Source organism: Streptomyces sp. NPDC006743 (assembly GCF_040703815.1).
Taxonomy (GTDB): Bacteria; Actinomycetota; Actinomycetes; order Streptomycetales; family Streptomycetaceae; genus Streptomyces.
This window is the reverse complement of the sequence record NZ_JBEYJA010000047.1, coordinates 1-16937: the sequence shown is the minus strand read 5'-3', so window position 1 is coordinate 16937 and position 16937 is coordinate 1. Positions and strand designations below refer to the sequence as shown.

At 75.6% G+C, this 16937-nt stretch carries 11 protein-coding genes, 1 pseudogene and 2 riboswitches; of the genes and pseudogenes, 8 read left to right on the top strand and 4 right to left on the bottom strand.

Translation table 11 applies throughout. The features are described 5' to 3' along the window. The first annotated feature begins 76 nt into the window (after nucleotides 1-76). The 6 genes and pseudogenes from ABZ719_RS29245 (at nucleotide 77) to ABZ719_RS29220 (ending at nucleotide 7020) form a co-directional block, all read left to right on the top strand. Nucleotides 77-2329, top strand: a complete 2253-nt coding sequence (locus tag ABZ719_RS29245) for a helix-turn-helix transcriptional regulator (RefSeq protein ID WP_366728170.1) — start codon at nucleotides 77-79, stop codon at nucleotides 2327-2329. Between the two features lie 250 nt (nucleotides 2330-2579). Beyond that, nucleotides 2580-3170: pseudogene (gene cbiT, locus ABZ719_RS29240) on the top strand (precorrin-6Y C5,15-methyltransferase (decarboxylating) subunit CbiT); the annotation flags it as partial. Next, complete coding sequence (cobM, locus tag ABZ719_RS29235) at nucleotides 3167-3916, top strand: precorrin-4 C(11)-methyltransferase (RefSeq protein ID WP_366728169.1); 750 nt, start codon at nucleotides 3167-3169, stop codon at nucleotides 3914-3916. The pseudogene cbiT and the gene cobM, both read left to right, overlap by 4 nt. Nucleotides 3917-3972: 56 nt before the next feature. Continuing rightward, a riboswitch (cobalamin riboswitch) is annotated at nucleotides 3973-4055 on the top strand. Between the two features lie 126 nt (nucleotides 4056-4181). Then, entirely contained in the window at nucleotides 4182-5237 is a 1056-nt protein-coding gene (locus ABZ719_RS29230; protein ID WP_366728168.1) for an iron ABC transporter permease, read from the top strand. A 1-nt stretch (nucleotide 5238) separates the two neighbouring features. Further along, nucleotides 5239-6006, top strand: coding sequence for an ABC transporter ATP-binding protein (locus ABZ719_RS29225; protein WP_366728167.1), 768 nt, complete (start codon nucleotides 5239-5241; stop codon nucleotides 6004-6006). Between the two features lie 12 nt (nucleotides 6007-6018). Next, nucleotides 6019-7020, top strand: a complete 1002-nt coding sequence (locus tag ABZ719_RS29220) for an ABC transporter substrate-binding protein (RefSeq protein WP_366728166.1) — start codon at nucleotides 6019-6021, stop codon at nucleotides 7018-7020. 157 nt (nucleotides 7021-7177) lie between these two features. Here ABZ719_RS29220 and ABZ719_RS29215 read toward each other — a convergent pair whose 3' ends face one another. Beyond that, on the bottom strand, nucleotides 7178-8341 hold the full coding sequence (locus tag ABZ719_RS29215; RefSeq protein ID WP_366728203.1) for a cobalt-precorrin-5B (C(1))-methyltransferase: 1164 nt from the start codon (nucleotides 8339-8341) through the stop codon (nucleotides 7178-7180). Between the two features lie 95 nt (nucleotides 8342-8436). Here ABZ719_RS29215 and ABZ719_RS29210 point away from each other — a divergent pair, with 95 nt between their 5' ends. Then, on the top strand, nucleotides 8437-9204 hold the full coding sequence (locus ABZ719_RS29210; protein ID WP_366728202.1) for a cobalt-precorrin-6A reductase: 768 nt from the start codon (nucleotides 8437-8439) through the stop codon (nucleotides 9202-9204). Nucleotides 9205-9295: 91 nt separating this feature from the next. Here ABZ719_RS29210 and ABZ719_RS29205 read toward each other — a convergent pair whose 3' ends face one another. The 3 genes from ABZ719_RS29205 to cobG are packed head-to-tail and all read right to left on the bottom strand — an operon-like array spanning nucleotide 9296 to nucleotide 12827. Continuing rightward, nucleotides 9296-10783, bottom strand: a complete 1488-nt coding sequence (locus ABZ719_RS29205; RefSeq protein WP_366728165.1) for a precorrin-2 C(20)-methyltransferase — start codon at nucleotides 10781-10783, stop codon at nucleotides 9296-9298. Beyond that, nucleotides 10780-11451 (bottom strand): precorrin-8X methylmutase, encoded by a 672-nt coding sequence (locus ABZ719_RS29200; protein WP_366728164.1) that lies wholly within the window; start codon nucleotides 11449-11451, stop codon nucleotides 10780-10782. The genes ABZ719_RS29205 and ABZ719_RS29200 overlap by 4 nt, the downstream gene beginning before the upstream one ends. Further along, complete coding sequence (gene cobG / locus ABZ719_RS29195) at nucleotides 11448-12827, bottom strand: precorrin-3B synthase (protein WP_366728163.1); 1380 nt, start codon at nucleotides 12825-12827, stop codon at nucleotides 11448-11450. The genes ABZ719_RS29200 and cobG overlap by 4 nt, the downstream gene beginning before the upstream one ends. Before the next feature lie 101 nt (nucleotides 12828-12928). Continuing rightward, nucleotides 12929-13007: riboswitch (cobalamin riboswitch) on the top strand. A 91-nt stretch (nucleotides 13008-13098) separates the two neighbouring features. Here cobG and cobN point away from each other — a divergent pair. Next, the gene (gene cobN, locus ABZ719_RS29190; RefSeq protein ID WP_366728162.1) at nucleotides 13099-16725 is read left to right on the top strand and encodes a cobaltochelatase subunit CobN; all 3627 of its coding nucleotides are present in this window, start codon (nucleotides 13099-13101) and stop codon (nucleotides 16723-16725) included. Nucleotides 16726-16937: the final 212 nt, after the last annotated feature.

Sequence of the window (16937 nt, the reverse complement as noted above, 5' to 3'; positions counted from 1 at the left end):
TGCTAGGTTCGTGCCGTTTCCGAAGCGGTGACATCCGGCCATGACAGGCGCGCCGGGCGGGTCGCCGGAGGTGGGGATGGACAAGGGCACGTTCGGCGGGCTGCTGCGCGAGGCACGGCAGCGGTCCCTGCTCACCCTGGAGAGCCTCGCCGAGGCCTCCGGAGTCAGCGTCCGCGCGATCAGTGACATGGAGCGCGGACGGAGCCTGCCGCGCCAGGCCACTCTGGGCGAGCTGCTGGACGCCCTGGAGCTGGAGGAGGACGAGCGGCGCCGTCTGGTGCGCGCCTGCGACCGGCGCACCCGGCGGATCCCCCGGCAGCTGCCGCCGGACCTCACGGCCTTCCGCGGGCGCACGGAGGCGCTGGCGGCCGTCCACGGGCTGACCGCGCGGGTGGCCGGACAGGGCGGCCACGTCGTCATCTCCGCGATCGGCGGCATGGCCGGAGTCGGCAAGACGGCGCTGGCGGTGCACTGGGCGCACCAGGTGGCGGACCGTTTCCCCGACGGCCAGCTGTACGTGAACCTGCGGGGTTTCGAGGCCGAGACCCGCCCCCTGGACCCCGGGGAGGCGCTCGGCGGGTTCCTGCGGGCGCTGGAGGTGCCCAGCGGTGACATCCCGGCGGGCGTGCAGGAGCGCAGCGCCCTGTTCCGGCAACGGAGCGCGTCGCGGCGGCTGATCGTCGTCCTGGACAACGCGCGGGACGCCGACCAGATCAGGCCGCTGCTGCCGGCCGCCCCGGGCTGCCTCACGATCATCACCTCCCGCAACCGGCTCTCCGGCCTCGCCGCGACGGAGGGGGCCTCGCTGGTCAGCCTGGACGTGTGGAGTCGCGAGGAGGCCCTCGCCGCGCTCGCCGCCCGGATCGGACAGGAGCGGTGCGCGGCGGAGCCGGCGGCCGCCGCCGAACTGGTCGCGCTGTGCGGCTGCCTGCCGCTGGCGGTCGCCGTCGTCGGGGCGCAGCTGAACGCGGCACCCGGGATGCCGCTGCGGACAGGTGTGCGGGAGCTGGGGCAGGCGCGTTCGCGGCTGGACGCGCTGTCGGCCGCCGACGGGCGGGTCGGCGTACGCGCCGTCTTCTCGTGGTCCTACCGGGCGCTCACCCCCGCGACGGCACGGTTCTTCCGGTACCTCGCCGTCCACCCCGGCCCGGCGGTGTCCGCCGAGGCCGCCGCCTCGCTCGGTGGTGTCGAGACCGTCCAGGCCCGCCGTCATCTGCGCGAACTGACCGCGGCCAGCCTCCTCACCCGGGACACGGAGGGCCGCTACGTCCTGCACGACCTGGTACGGGCCTACGGCGCCGAACTCCTCGAACAGGAAAACGAGGACCGCCTCGGAGCCGAGACGCGCCTGCTGGACTACCTGCGCCACAACGCCCGCGCCGCCAACCGGTTCGTCTGGCGCTTCCCGGCCGTCCCGGCCGGCGACCCGGTGCCCGGCGTGGCACGCGTGACGATCGACGACCGCGAGGAAGCACTGGAGTGGTACCGCCAGGAGGAGACCACCGCCGCCGCCGCGCTGCGCACCCTGCACGACGCGCGGCTGCTGCGCCACCGCATCGACCTCACGCTGGAATGGGTGGCCTACAACTCGGTCACGGGGCGCTGGGCCGAGGAGATCTCCGCCTCGCGCATCGGGCTCGACGCGGCCCTCGCCCTCGACGACCCGGTGGCCGTCGCGAGGACCGCCGCCCACCTGTCGCGGGCGCTCGTCGAGACCGGGCGCACCGACGAGGCCGACGACCTGCTCGGCCTGATCATGCGCCAGATGCACCGGCTGCCCCCGCAGGAGCAGCTCCAGGCGGAGCGGAACGCCAGCCGGATCCGGCACTACCAGCAACGCCACGCGGAGGGGCTGCGGCACGCGCGCAACAGCCTGGCGCTCGCCCGGACCCTCGCCGAGCCGTACGAGATCGCGCGGGCCCTCGCCATCGTCGCCTACTTCCTCTCCGTCCACGGTGACCCGAAGGAAGCCGTCGCCACCTGCGAGGAGGTGATCCCCCTGCTGCGCGAGACCGGGAACCGCCACGACGAGGCGGCGACCCGCAGGCACATGGGCTACGCCTGGCAGCGAGCGGGCGACCTCACCACCGCGATCGAGCACTACCGCGCGGCGCTGCGGCTCTACCAGGAGGTCCTGGACGACTACAACGTGGCCGACGTGCTCGACCACCTCGCGGCCGCCCAGCTGGAACAGGGGGACACCGATCAGGCCCGGGTCAACTGGACGCGCTCTGCCGACCTGTTCGGTGCCCTGCGCGTCGCCCGCGCCGGACAGATCCGGGCCAGGGCGGAAGCCCTGCCCCGGCCCGAGAGCAGGCCGGCGGGGTGAGGACGCCCGCGGCGGCCGGCCCCCTGCCGGCCGTGGCCGGTACCGCGCCGCCGAGCCCCCTGTGACCCGGGCCGGCACCGCCCAGTAGAGTGCGCCCCTGCCCCCTGAGTGCGCCACCCGGCGAAGCACCCCCGCACGCCGAAGTGCCCGCGTCCGCCGCCCGACCCCGAGGTACCAGCACGTGAAGCCCGCCCGACCAGGACGACCGACCCCCGCCGCCGGCGGCGAAGGCACCCCGGGCGCCGTGCCCCTGGGTGTCGTGCCGGGGCTGCCGGACGAGGCGTACGAGCACGACGGACAGCTCACCAAGCGGCACGTCCGGGCGGCCACCCTCGCCGCGCTCGCCCCCTGCCCCGGCGAACTGCTGTGGGACGTCGGCGGCGGATCGGGCTCCATCGCCGTCGAATGGATGCGCGCCCACCCCGCCTGCCGGGCCGTCACCGTGGAACGGGACCCGGTGCGGGCCGCGCGCATCACCCGCAACGCCGAACGGCTCGGAGTGCCTCGCCTGCGCGTGGTCACCGGGGCCGCCCCCCGGGCGCTGGCCGGACTGCCGCGCCCCGACGCGGTGTTCGTCGGCGGCGGACTCACCGCGCCCGGCCTCCTCGACGCCTGCTGGACGGCGCTGCCCGCCGGCGGCCGGCTGGTCGCCAACACGGTGACCCTGGAGTCCGAGGCGCTGCTCGCCGACGCCCGCCGGCGCCACGGCGGCGAACTGGTGCGCCTCGCGGTGGCGCACGCCGTGCCGGTGGGCGGCTTCACCGGGTGGCGGCAGGCGATGCCGGTGACCCAGTGGGCCGTGCGCAAGACCGTCGAAGAACCCACAGGAGCAGACAGATGACCGTGTACTTCATCGGCGCGGGCCCCGGCGCCGCGGACCTCATCACCGTGCGCGGCGCCCGCACCCTCGCCGCCTGCCGGGTCTGCCTGTACGCGGGCAGCCTCGTCCCCCGCGAACTCCTCGCCGAATGCCCGCCGGGAGCCCGGCTGGTCGACACCGCGCAGCTCGACCTGGACCAGATCACCGCCGAGCTGGTGCGCGCCCACGAGGAGGGCCACGACGTGGCCCGGCTGCACTCCGGCGACCCGTCCGTCTTCAGCGCCGTCGCCGAGCAGATGCGGCGGCTCGACGCGGCCGGGGTGCCCTACGAGATCGTCCCCGGCGTGCCCGCCTTCGCCGCCGCCGCGGCCGCCCTGAAGCGGGAACTGACCGTGCCGACCGTCGGCCAGACCGTCATCCTGACCCGGATCGCCCAGCGCGCCACCCCCATGCCGCCGGGGGAGGACCTGGCCACGCTGGGCCGCAGCGGCGCCCTCATCGTGCTGCACCTGGCCACCCGGTACGTCGACCGTGTCGTGAGCGAACTGCTCCCGCACTACGGCGCCGACTGCCCCGCCGCCGTCGTCGCCTACGCCTCCCGCCCCGACGAACTGGTCCTGCGGGGCACCCTCGACGACATCGCCCAGCAGGTGAAGGCCGCCGGGGTGCTGCGCACCGCCGTGATCGTCGTGGGCCGCACCCTGGGCGCGGAACAGTTCGGCGACAGCCACCTGTACTCGCCCGAGCGGGAGCGGCACGTGTGCTGACCGGGTCCCGCGGCGGACCCCACGCCCCGTTTGTTAGGCTCCCCTTGCCTCCCGCGGGGGAAGTCCGGTGAGAGTCCGGCGCTGACCCGCAACGGTGTGCGCGAGGGCCTGACGGCTCCTCGCGCGAGCCCGATCGCCCGTGGGTGGTGCGACCCGTTGACTGCTCGCCGCGGACTGCGAGAGGGGACCGCACGGCCCGGCGGGCCGTACGGGCTGATCTCCTGCTTCCCGTCCGGCAGGCGGCCCAGCCGAAGGACGGCCCCTCGTGCGCCGAAGGACGACCCCCAGCCGGACACCGGTGCCGCCGCTCGCCGCCGGCCTCGGACTGCTGCTCCTGGTCTCGCTCGTGTGCGGAGTCGGCCTCGGGGCCGCCACGGTGGCCTGGCCGGACGTCTTCCGCCACCTGTGGGCAGGGCTCACCGGCGGCACCGTGTCCGCCCGCGACGCCGCCGCGTACACCATCGTCTGGGAGATCCGCCTGCCGCGGGTCGTGCTCGGCGCCGTCGTCGGAGCCGGGCTCGCGACGGTCGGCGTCGCCGTCCAGGCCATGGTGCGCAACGCGCTGGCCGACCCGTTCGTGCTGGGCATCTCCTCGGGCGCGGCGGTCGGCGCCAACGCCGTCATCCTGATGGGGGCGTTCGCCGGTCTCGGCGTGTGGGCGCTGTCGGTGTCCGCGTTCACCTCGGGCCTGGCGGCCATGGTCCTCGTCTACGCCGTCGCCCGCTCGCCGCGCGGACTGTCCCCGCTGCGGCTCGTCCTGACCGGAACCGCCCTGGCGTACGGCTTCGAGGCGCTCACCACCGTCATGGTGTTCGGCGCGGCCCGCGGCGAGGCGGCCCGGTCGGCGATGATGTGGCTGCTGGGCAGCCTGGGCGGCGCGACCTGGACCCAGGTGCCGCTCGCCGCGGGCACCGTGGCGGCCGGCTGGGTGTGGCTGCGCCGGCGCGCCGAGGCGCTCAACGCGCTGGCCATGGGCGACGAGACCGCCGCGGCGCTCGGCGTGCCGCCCGCCCGGCTGCGCCGGGAGGTCTTCGTCGTCACCGCCGCCGTCACCGGGACCGTGGTCGCCGTCAGCGGCGCCATCGGCTTCGTCGGCCTGATGGTGCCGCACGTCGTCCGCATGATGGTCGGCGCCGACCACCGCAGGGTGCTGGCCGTGGCACCGCTCGCCGGGGCCGTCCTGCTGGTCTGGGCCGACGTGGTGTCCCGGCTGCTGCTCGCCCCCGCCGAACTGCCCGTCGGCGTCGTCACGGCGGTGGTCGGCGTGCCCGTGTTCCTGCTGCTGATGCGGCGCGGCGGCTACGCCTTCGGAGGCCGCTGAGATGCGCGTAGGGATCGAGGACGTGACGGTCGAGGCGGCCGGCCGCCGACTGGTCGAGGACGTCCGGCTCACCGTGGAGCCGGGGGCGTTCGTCGGACTCGTCGGCCCCAACGGCAGCGGCAAGTCGACCCTGCTGCGCTGCGTGTACCGGGCGCTGCGCCCGGCCGCGGGCATGGTCCGCCTCGACGGCGACGACCTGCACGCGATGGACGCGCGGGCCGCCGCACGCCTGCTGGCCGCGCTGCCGCAGGAGTCGTCGGCCGAGTTCGACTACACGGTGGCCGAGGTCGTCGCCATGGGCCGCACACCGCACCGCGACCGGACGGCCGCCGCGGACCGGGAGATCCGCGAGCGGGCCATGGCGCGCACCGGCGTCGCCCACCTCGCCGACCGCGGCTTCCTCGCCCTGTCCGGCGGCGAGAAGCAACGCGTCCTCATGGCCCGCGCCCTCGCCCAGCAGCCCCGGGTGCTGGTCCTGGACGAACCCACCAACCACCTCGACATCGCCCACCAGTTGGACGTGCTCTCCCTGGTCCGCGACAGCGGTCTGACCGTGCTGGCCGCGCTGCACGACCTCAACCTCGCCGCCGCCCACTGCGACCTGCTGTACGTCGTCTGCGAGGGCCGCATCGTCGCCTGCGGGCCACCGCACGACGTCCTGCGCCCGCAGCTGCTCGCCGAGGTGTTCGGGGTGCGCGCCCACCGCGTGCGGCACCCGGAGACCGGCGCGCTCCGGCTGCTGTTCGACCTGCTCCCGCCCACCACGTAAGGACACGCCCCCATGCGCCTCGTGCCCGCCGCCGCCCTCTGCCTGGCCGCCGCCCTGACCGGTTGCGGAGCCCGCGTCGAGCCGGCCGGCGACGCCGCCTCCGCCACCGCGGTCACCCTCACCAACTGCGGCCGGAAGGTCACCTACGACAAGGTCCCCGAGCGCGTCGTCACCAACGACGTCGGCATCACCGAGCTGATGTTCGCCCTCGGCCTGGAGGACCGCATGGCGGGCTACGCCATGCCCGACGACAAGGGCGACCTGACCGGCGTGCCGTGGAAGGACGCCTACCGCGAGGTGAGGTGGCTCTCCAAGGACCAGCTCACCCAGGAGAACGTCCTCGACGTCCGCGCCGACCTCGTCCTCGCCGGCTGGGGCTACGGCTTCCGCGAGGACGGCGGCCTCACCCCCGACGCGCTCGAGAAGCTGGGGATCCCCTCGTACGTCCTGACCGAGTCCTGCCGCAACGGCCGCACCACGACCTCCCGCGGCATCATGCCGCCGCTCGACGCCCTGTACGCCGACCTCACCAACCTCGGCCGCCTCTTCGGCGTCGAGGAGCGCGCGGCGAAGCTGATCGCGGGCTTTCGCGAGCAGGTCGCCGGCGTCCGGGCACGAGCCCCCCAGGGCGCCGGCCGCCCGAAGGTGTTCCTCTACGACAGCGGCCGGGACCAGCCCTTCACCTCCGGCCGCTACGCCGCGCCGCAGCAGATCATCACCGAGGCGGGCGGCGTCAACGTGATGGAGGACGCCGCGGACTCCTGGACCACGGTCGGCTGGGAGAGCGTCGTCGCACGCGACCCCGACGTCATCGTCGTCTGCGACTACGGCGACGTCGGCGCCGAGCAGAAGAAGCGGTTCCTGCTCTCCTACGCCCCGCTGCGTGACGTCTCCGCCGTCAGGCACCGCAGGATCTTCGTCCTCGACTACGCCGACCTGGTGGAGAGCCCGCGCAACCCGGCGGCGATCGCCCGCCTCGGTGCCTACCTGCGGACGGTGGCGGGGAAGCGGTGAGGCGGCGCGGCCACGGCGCGCCGCCGCCGGACCACCGGACGGCGGGGCGGGGCCACCGCAGGGCGCCGAAGGACCGCCGGACGCCGGGGCGGGATCACCGTGGGGCGCCCCAGGGCCGTCGGACGCCGGGGCGGGTCCGGAGGACCGTGCCACCGGTTCACCGGGAGGCGCCGCCGGGGCCGCCGACCGCGCTGCGGCCCACGATCGCGCCCGCCCGGTCGATGCAGATGACGTCGACCGCGACCGGCGCGCCGCGCAGCACGGCCAGCGCCTCGTCGCGGGCCGCCGCGGCGACGAGGTCACCGAGCGGCACCCCGCGCGCCAGGCACGACTGGAGCGCGGCCAGACCGGTGTTGGCCTCCGCCACCTCCGCCGCCAGTGCCTCGTCCGCGCCGCCGCGCCGGGCCAGGGCGGCCAGAAACCCCTTGTCCACCTGGGACCGCGCGGAGTGCAGGTCGAGATGGCCGGCCGCCAGTTTGGACAGTTTGGCGAAGCCGCCGCATACGGTGAGCCGGCGGACCGGGTGACGGCGCACGTACTTGAGCACCGCGCCCGCGAAGTCGCCCATGTCGAGCAGCGCGTCCTCGGGCAGGCGGTACTCTGCGACGACCGTCTTCTCCGAGGTCGACCCGGTGCACCCGGCGACGTGCTCGCGCCCCGCCGCCCGCGCCACGTCCACACCCCGGCGGATGGAGTCGATCCAGGCCGAGCACGAGTACGGCACGACGATGCCCGTCGTGCCGAGGACGGACAGACCGCCGATGATGCCGAGCCGCGGGTTCCACGTGGAGCGGGCGATCTCCTCGCCGTCGTCCACCGACACGGTGATCTCGACGTCCCCGCCGCCCCCGTACCGGGCGGCGACCTCGGCGACATGATCACGCATCATCCGGCGCGGGACGGGATTGACGGCGGGCTCACCCACCGGCAGCGGCAGGCCGGCCCGGGTGACGGTGCCGACCCCGGGGCCGGCCCTGAACACCACCCCCGAACCGGCGGGCAGCGCCCGGACCGTGGCGCGCACCAGCGCCCCGTGCGTGACGTCCGGATCGTCCCCCGCGTCCTTGACCACCCCCGCCATGGCGTAGGCGCCGGTCAGCTCCTCCACCGCCAGCGCGAACGACGGCGTCTGCCCCTTGGGCAGGGTGACGGTCACCGGGTCGGGGAACTCGCCGGTCAGCAGCGCGGTGTACGCGGCGGTCGTGGCCGCCGTCGCACAGGCACCCGTGGTCCAGCCGGGCCGCAGCCCGCTGTGCTCCAGCTGCCCGCGCCGCCCGCCCTTGACGGCCGCCGCCGGTGCGCCGCCCTTCGCCGGCGGCACGTCCAGGCCGTCCGTGCCCGCGGTGCTCCCGCCGCTCGCCCTGCCCACGTCGTCCTCCTCACTGCTCACTGCTACTCATGAACGGACCGGATCCCATGCACGTCCTGATCCTCGGCGGCACCACGGAGGCCCGCCGGCTCGCGGAACTGCTCCACGGCACGCCCGAAGTGAGAGCGACCAGCTCCCTCGCCGGGCGGGTCGCCGGACCCCGGCTGCCGCCGGGGGAGGTCCGCGTGGGCGGCTTCGGCGGGACGGAGGGACTGACGGCGTGGCTGCGCGAGCACGCGGTCGGCGCGCTCATCGACGCCACCCACCCCTTCGCCGGGACGATCAGTTTCCACGCGGCCCGGGCCGCGGCCACCGCCCATGTTCCCCTGCTCGCCCTGCGCCGCCCCGGCTGGGTCCCCGTCCCCGGCGACCGGTGGCACGAGGCGGCCTCGCTGGAGGAGGCGGCCCGGCTGCTGCCGGGGCTCGGGCGGCGGGTGTTCCTCACCACCGGCCGGACCGGCCTGGCCGCCTTCGCCGGACTGGACGGCCTGTGGTTCCTCGTACGGTCCGTCGACGCGCCCGAGCCGCCGCACCCGGCGGCCATGGAGGTGCTGCTCGACCGGGGCCCCTTCGGCCTGGACGGGGAACGCGAACTGCTGCGCCGCCACCGGATCGACGTCGTCGTCACCAAGGACAGCGGGGGAGCGGCCACCGCGCCCAAGCTGACGGCGGCCCGGGAGGCCGGACTGCCGGTGGTCATGGTCCGGCGTCCGCCCGTCCCCGAGGGCGTCCCGGCCGTGGCCACCCCGCAGGAGGCGGCCCACTGGCTCGCCGGGCGGCTCCCCGGCCGGCCCGGGCCCGGGTCCACCGCCTGAACCCGCCCCCTCCGCCACGGACGCGGGGCGCGGGGCCGTGGCCGGGATCCCGTCCCGCCCACGGCGTGCGCCGCCCGGCCCCGCGCCCCGTTCACGCCTCCGGGTACCGGCGCGGTGTCCAGACGATCTCCTGGCCGTCGCCGCGCCGGACCACCTGGGTCTGGGACGAGCCGACCAGCAGGATCGTGCGCATGTCGACCTCGGCCGGGTCCAGGGCGGCGAGCCGCACGATCCGTACCCGCTCGCCGGGACCGCCGACGTCCCGTGCCACCACCACGGGCGTGTCCGGGGCCCGGTGCTCCAGCAGCACGTCCCGGGCCTTGGCCACCTGCCAGGTGCGGCTGCGCGAGCCCGGGTTGTACAGGGCCAGCACCAGATCCGCCGAGGCCGCCGCGCGCAGCCGGGCGGCGATGACCTCCCAGGGCTTGAGCCGGTCGGAGAGGGAGAGCGTGGCATAGTCGTGGCCGAGGGGGGCGCCGGCCCGGGCGGCGGCGGCGTTGGCGGCGGTCACGCCCGGCAGCACCCGCACCGCCACATCGGCGTACGCGGGCTGCGAAGCGGCCTCCAGGACGGCCGTGGCCATCGCGAAGACGCCGGGGTCGCCGCCGGACACGACGGCCACCCGGCGTCCGCGCCGGGCCAGTTGCAGGGCGAACTCCGCGCGCTCGGCCTCCACCCGGTTGTCCGAACCGTGCCGGAGCTGACCGGGGCGCACGGGCACCCGGTCCAGGTAGGTGGTGTAGCCGACCAGGTCGTCGGCCGCGGCCAGCGCGCCCCGCGTCTCGGGGGTCAGCCACTGCGGACCGGCCGGACCCGTGCCGACCACGACGACCTCGCCCCGCTCCCGCGCCGGGCGTTCAGCGCCGACGCGGCTGGGCAGCACGGCCACCGAGAAGTACGGCACCGACCCGGCGTCCACGTCCGCCAGCGCGCCGACCCGCTCCCCGGGCATCGTGGCCCGCTCGACGTACCGGGCCTCCGCCAGCCGGCCCGAGGCCTCCAGGGCGTCGCGCACCTTGGGGAACGTACGGCCCAGCTTCATGACGACCGCGGAGTCCGTCGCCGCCAGCCGCGCCGTCAGCTCCTCCTCGGGCAGCGTGCCGGGAAGGACGGTCAGCACCTCCTCGCCCTCGACGAGCGGGGCGCCCAGGCGGGCCGCGGCGGCCGACACGGACGTGACCCCGGGGATCACCTCCGTCTCGTAGCGGTCGGCGAGCCGCTTGTGCAGGTGCATGTAGGAGCCGTAGAAGAGCGGGTCGCCCTCGGCGAGGACCGCGACGCTGCGGCCGGCGTCGAGATGCGCGGCCAGCCGCGCCGACGCCTGCTCGTAGAACTCCTCCAGAGCACCCCGGTACCCGCCGGGGTGGTCGGTGGTCTCCGTGGTGACCGGGTAGACCAGCGCCTCCTCGACGTGGTCGGCGCGGATGTGCCGGGCCGCGATCGAGCGGGCGATGGACCGCCCGTGGCGTGCGCTGTGGTACGCGATCACGTCCGCCCCGGCGATGACCTCCACCGCCCGGAGGGTCATCAGGGACGGGTCACCGGGGCCGAGCCCCACCCCGTACAGCCGCCCGCTCATTCCGCCTCACTCGCGATCGCGTTGAGCGCGGCGGCGGCCAGGGCGCTGCCGCCCCGCCGTCCGCGCACCACCAGGTGCTCCAGTCCCGACGGGTGAGCGGCCAGCGCGTCCTTGGACTCGGCGGCCCCCACGAACCCGACGGGCACACCGATGACGGCGGCGGGCCGGCCCGCGCCCTCCTCGATCATCTCGAGGAGACGGAACAGGGCGGTGGGCGCGTTGCCGACGGCGACCACGGAACCCTCCAGCCGGTCCCGCCACAGCTCCATGGCGGCGGCGCTGCGCGTGGTGCCCAGCTTCGCCGCCAGGCCGGGGACGGCGGGGTCGGAGAGGGTGCACAGCACCTCGTTGCCGGCGGGCAGCCGCTTGCGGGTGACACCGCTGGCCACCATCTGCACGTCGCACAGGATGGGCGCCCCGCCCCGCAGGGCCTCGCGCGCACGGGCCACCACGGCGGGCGTGTACACGAGGTCGCGGACGAGGTCGACCATCCCGCAGGCGTGGATCATCCGGACCGTCACCTGGCTGACGTCGGCGGGCAGACCCGCGAGGTCCGCCTCCGCGCGGATGGTGGCGAAGGACTGGCGGTAGATCGCCGCGCCGTCCTTCTCGTAGTCGTAGGGCGTCACGGTGTTCTTCTCGCTGCTCTCGGGGGTCGTACGGATCATGAGGTGAACGCCGCCAGGGCGGCGGCGAGTCGGGAGGGGTCCTCCAGGAGGACGCTGCGAGTGTGCGCCGACGGTGACGGCGACAGCGAGGGTGACGCGGCCGGCAGCCGGGAGACCTTGGTCACGGGGGAGACTTTGGTCACTTGGTAGCCGCCGCCCTCGGCCGCGACCAGGTCGAGGTGCTCACCGGCGGGCCGTCCGCAGCGGCGTGCGCAGCCGGACCAGTACAGCGGCAGGCCCCGCGGGTCCAGTTCGCCGAGGGCGGCGGTCGCATCGGCCCGCACGTCCGCGTGCGACTTGGCGCACCCGGGCCGGCCGATGCAGGCGCCCACCCGCGGCCAGGCCGAACCGGGGCCGGTGACGAGCCCGGTGGCGGCGAGCGCGTCTAGTGCCGCCTGCGGCGCGGCGTCCCCGGCCACGGGCACGACGACTCCGCGCCACGGAGTCAGACGCAGTTCGCCGCCCGTGCGCGCCGCGGTCCGCGTCAACTCCCGCCACTGGAGCGCCGTCAGCCGCCCGAGCGGAGCGTGCACCGACAGGGCGCCGCCCGCCCGGCCGGTGCCGCCGGCACCGCCCACGGCGCCGGGCGCCGGGCCCGCGCAGCGCGTGGTCTCGCGCGGCTGCGGCGCACAGGTCAGCCCCTCGGCGGCCAGCCGGCCGGCGACCAGGCGCAGCAGCTCGCCGGCGGGCAGCGGTACGTCGCTCACCCGCCAGGCCCGCGTGCCCTGCTCCCGCGCCGCCGCCACCACCGTCTCGGCGGCCGCCACCATCGCCCGGGGCACGTCCCCGGCGGACAGGCCCAGCGCCTCGCCCGCCCCGGCGAGAGTGAGCTGCGCGCCCTCGCCGGGGAGGGCCCGCACCGTCACGTCGGCGCCGAGCGAGGCCACGTCGCCGCGGCCGTCGTCGAGGGCGAACAGGAACCGCCCCGACAGCGCCCGCGCGGGCTCACTGGCGCACAGCAGCGCGTCGAGGCCGGACAGCCACGGGCGCACGTCCCGCAGGCCGTCCGTGTCCAGACCGGACAGCGGGGAGGCGACGACGTTGCGCACCCGCTCGTGGCCGCGCGAGGGGAGCAGGCCCGCCCCGTCCAGCAGTTCGGCCAGGGCCGGACCGTCCGCCTCGCGCAGGCCGCGCAGTTGCACGTTGCCGCGCGAGGTCAGATGGAGGTCGCCGTCGCCCAGGCGGCCCGCCGCCGCGGCCAGCGCCTCGGCCTGCCGCACGCTCAGCACACCGCCGGGGATCCGCACACGGGCCACCGCGCCGTCGTCCGCCGCGTGCAGCCGCAGCGTTCCCGGACACGCGTCGTCACGGTCGCGCCCGGCCGGTGCGGGCCGGGACGGCGGGGGGAGGGCAGCCGAGGACATGGCGGCGAGCATACCTACCATCACATCGCACACATGTCCTGCCCTGCTGCGACGGCCCCTACTATGCTTCTCGGCGGATCATCCGGTCCGTCATCGCCACGACGGCGACAGGGGAGGAAGCCCGGTGCGACTCCGGCGCGGTCCCGCCACTGTGAGCCCGGTTCCCGAAGGAACCGGGTGAGTCAGGAACTCCCTTTCTCCGGCTCCCGGCCCGCCCGGCAGCGGAGACCCCCATTCCGACACCACCCGGGGCGTGGACACCCCGAGGAAGGCAGGACGCCGCATGTCGCACGCAGCCGGAGAACAGCCGCCGTCCCCCCGCATCCTGCTCCTGTCGACCTCCGACACCGACCTGCTCAGCGCGCGGGCCGCGGGCGGTCCCGTCCCGTACCGCTTCGCGAACCCCGCCCGCCTGGCGCTGGCCGACCTGCCCGCCCTCATGGCCGACGCCGACCTCTTCGTCGTACGCCTGCTCGGCGGCGTCCGCGCCTGGCAGGACGGTCTGGACCTGCTGCTCGCCGACGGCCGCCCGGTCGTCGTCCTCACCGGCGAACAGGCGCCCGACGCCCAGCTGATGGCGGCCTCCAACGTCCCCGTCGGCATCGCCGCGGAGGCTCACGCCTACCTCGCCCACGGCGGCCCCGCCAACCTGGAGCACCTGGCCCGCTTCCTCTCCGACACGGTCCTGCTCACCGGGCACGGGTTCGACGCGCCCGCCCCCGCCCCGAGCTGGGGACCGCTGCCCCGGGAGAGCACCCCGCCCGCGGACGGCCCGACCGTCGCCGTGCTCTACTACCGCGCCCACCACATGAGCGGCAACACCGCGTTCGTGCACGCGCTGTGCGACGCCGTCGAAGAGGCGGGCGGGCGGCCCCTGCCCCTGTACGTCGCCTCCCTGCGCGCCCCCGAACCGGAACTGATCGAGGAACTGCGCGCCGCCGACGCCGTCGTCACGACCGTGCTGGCCGCCGGCGGCACCAGGCCCGCCGCCGCGTCGGCGGGCGGCGACGACGAGTCCTGGGACGCGGGCGCGCTCGCCGCCCTGGACGTACCGGTCCTGCAGGCCCTGTGCCTGACCGGCGCGCGTTCCGCCTGGGAGGAGAACGACGAGGGCGTCTCCCCGCTGGACGCGGCCGGCCAGATCGCCGTCCCCGAGTTCGACGGCCGGCTGATCACCGTCCCCTTCTCCTTCAAGGAGATCGACGCCGACGGCCTGCCCTCCTACGTCGCCGACCCCGAGCGCGCCGCCCGCGTCGCAGGGATCGCCGTACGCCACGCCCGGCTGCGTCACATCCCGCCCGCCGACAAGCGCCTCGCCCTGGTCCTGTCCGCCTACCCCACCAAGCACTCCCGCATCGGCAACGCGGTCGGCCTGGACACCCCCGCCAGCGCGGTGGCCCTCCTGCGCCGCCTGCGCGCGGACGGCTACGACCTCGGGGACGGCGACGTCCCCGGCCTGGCCTCCGGCGACGGCGACGAACTGATCCGCGCGCTCATCGAGGCCGGCGGTCACGACCAGGACTGGCTCACCGAGGAACAACTGGCCCGCAACCCGGTGCGCATCCCGGCCGCCGACTACCGACGCTGGTACGCCGGCCTCCCCGGGGAGCTGCGCACCGCCGTGGAGGAGCACTGGGGCCCGGCACCCGGCGAGATGTTCGTCGACCGCAGCCGCAACCCGGAGGGCGACATCGTCCTCGCGGCCCTGCGCTTCGGGAACGTGCTCATCCTCATCCAGCCGCCGCGCGGCTTCGGCGAGAACCCCGTCGCCATCTACCACGACCCGGACCTGCCGCCCTCCCACCACTACCTCGCCGCCTACCGCTGGATCGCCGCCGGCCGCCACGAGGGCGGCTTCGGCGCCGACGCGATGATCCACCTCGGCAAGCACGGCAACCTGGAGTGGCTGCCCGGCAAGAACGCCGGACTGTCGGCGTCCTGCGGACCCGACGCGGCCCTCGGCGACCTGCCGCTCATCTACCCCTTCCTGGTCAACGACCCCGGCGAGGGCACCCAGGCCAAGCGCCGCGCCCACGCCACCCTCGTCGACCACCTGGTCCCGCCGATGGCCCGCGCCGACTCCTACGGCGACATCGCCCGCCTGGAACAACTCCTCGACGAACACGCCCAGATCGCCGCCATGGACCCCGCCAAGCTCCCGGCGATCCGCGCCCAGATCTGGACCCTCATCCAGGCCGCCCGGCTCGACCACGACCTGGGCCTGGAGGACCGCCCGGACGACGACGGTTTCGACGACTTCCTGCTGCACGTCGACGGCTGGCTCTGCGAGGTCAAGGACGCCCAGATCCGCGACGGCCTGCACGTGCTGGGCGCGGCCCCGCAGGGCGCCCAGCGGGTCGACCTCGTCCTCGCCGTGCTGCGCGCCCGGCAGATCTGGGGCGGCACCACCAGCCTGCCCGGACTGCGCGAGGCCCTGGGCCTGGACGAGTCCGCCCCCACCCGCACGGACGCGGACGCGGCGGAGGAACAGGCCCGCGCCCTGGTCCAGGCGATGGAGGACGCCGGCTGGGACCCCGCCGCCGTCCCCGCCTCCCACGGCGAACAGGTCAGGGCCGTCCTGGAGTTCGCCGCCCGCGAGGTCGTGCCCCGCCTCGCCGGGACCACCGCCGAGATCGACCACGTCCTGCACGCGCTGGCCGGCGGCTCCGTCCCGGCGGGCCCCTCCGGGTCCCCGCTGCGCGGCCTGGTCAACGTCCTGCCGACCGGCCGCAACTTCTACTCCGTCGACCCGAGGGCCATCCCCTCCCGCCTCGCCTGGGAGACCGGCCAGGCCCTCGCCGACTCCCTCCTGGAGCGCTACCGCACCGACAACGGCGAGTGGCCCGCCTCGGTCGGCCTGTCCCTGTGGGGCACCAGCGCCATGCGCACCGCGGGCGACGACGTGGCCGAGGCGCTGGCCCTGCTGGGCGTCCGGCCGGTCTGGGACGACGCCTCCCGCCGCGTCACCGGCCTGGAACCCGTCCCCGCCGAGGAACTGGGCCGTCCCCGCATCGACGTCACCCTGCGCATCTCGGGCTTCTTCCGCGACGCCTTCCCGCACACCGTCGCCCTCCTCGACGACGCCGTACGGCTGGCCGCGAGCCTGGACGAACCGGACGGGACGAACCACGTCCGGGCGCACGTCCAGGCCGACCTGGCGGCCCACGGCGACGAACGCCGCGCCACCACCCGCATCTTCGGCTCCCGGCCCGGCACCTACGGAGCCGGCCTGCTCCAGCTCATCGACTCGCGCGACTGGCGCACGGACGCCGACCTGGCCGAGGTCTACACGGTCTGGGGCGGCTACGCCTACGGCCGCGGCCTGGAGGGCCGTCCGGCCCGCGAGGAGATGGAGACGGCCTACCGGCGCATCACGGTGGCGGCGAAGAACACCGACACCCGTGAGCACGACATCGCCGACTCCGACGACTACTTCCAGTACCACGGCGGCATGGTCGCCGCCGTCCGCGCCCTGCGCGGCACCGCCCCCGCGGCGTACATCGGCGACTCCACCCGCCCCGAGACGGTCCGCACCCGCACCCTGACCGAGGAGACCTCCCGCGTCTTCCGGGCCCGCGTCGTCAACCCCAAGTGGATCGAGGCGATGCGCCGCCACGGCTACAAGGGCGCCTTCGAACTCGCCGCCACGGTGGACTACCTGTTCGGCTACGACGCCACGACCGGCGTGATCGCCGACTGGATGTACGACCGGCTCACCGAGGCCTACGTCCTGGACCCGGTCAACCGCGAGTTCCTGAGCGAGGCCAACCCCTGGGCGCTGCACGGCATCGCCGAACGGCTGCTGGAGGCCGAGTCCCGGGGGATGTGGGCGAAGCCCGACCCGGCCGTGCTGGAGCAGCTGCGGCAGGTGTACCTGGAGACGGAGGGAAACCTGGAGGGCGAGGACTGACCCGGCCCGCGGCCGCGGCGGGGCGGCCCGACGGCGGTGCGCCCGCCGCGCCCCACCGCGCCGTGCCGGCGACGGGGCTCCTCCGGGGGGTGCCTCTATGTCTTTCGTCAAGCGAGACGTGGGGTTCTGGGTTCGTAGAAGGTGCCGTCGCGGAGCATGGCGAACAGGACGCTGATGCGGTGGCGGGCGAGGCGGAGGAGGGCTTGGGTGTG

What these genes read in the sequence shown, in the direction of transcription:
- ABZ719_RS29245 (WP_366728170.1), top strand. Translation starts at nt 77, where the DNA reads ATGGACAAGGGCACGTTCGGCGGGCTGCTGCGCGAGGCACGGCAGCGG.
- cobM (WP_366728169.1), top strand. Translation starts at nt 3,167, where the DNA reads ATGACCGTGTACTTCATCGGCGCGGGCCCCGGCGCCGCGGACCTCATC.
- ABZ719_RS29225 (WP_366728167.1), top strand. Translation starts at nt 5,239, where the DNA reads ATGCGCGTAGGGATCGAGGACGTGACGGTCGAGGCGGCCGGCCGCCGA.
- ABZ719_RS29220 (WP_366728166.1), top strand. Translation starts at nt 6,019, where the DNA reads ATGCGCCTCGTGCCCGCCGCCGCCCTCTGCCTGGCCGCCGCCCTGACC.
- ABZ719_RS29210 (WP_366728202.1), top strand. Translation starts at nt 8,437, where the DNA reads ATGCACGTCCTGATCCTCGGCGGCACCACGGAGGCCCGCCGGCTCGCG.
- ABZ719_RS29205 (WP_366728165.1), bottom strand. Translation starts at nt 10,783, where the DNA reads ATGAGCGGGCGGCTGTACGGGGTGGGGCTCGGCCCCGGTGACCCGTCC.
- ABZ719_RS29200 (WP_366728164.1), bottom strand. Translation starts at nt 11,451, where the DNA reads ATGATCCGTACGACCCCCGAGAGCAGCGAGAAGAACACCGTGACGCCC.
- cobG (WP_366728163.1), bottom strand. Translation starts at nt 12,827, where the DNA reads ATGCTCGCCGCCATGTCCTCGGCTGCCCTCCCCCCGCCGTCCCGGCCC.
- cobN (WP_366728162.1), top strand. Translation starts at nt 13,099, where the DNA reads ATGTCGCACGCAGCCGGAGAACAGCCGCCGTCCCCCCGCATCCTGCTC.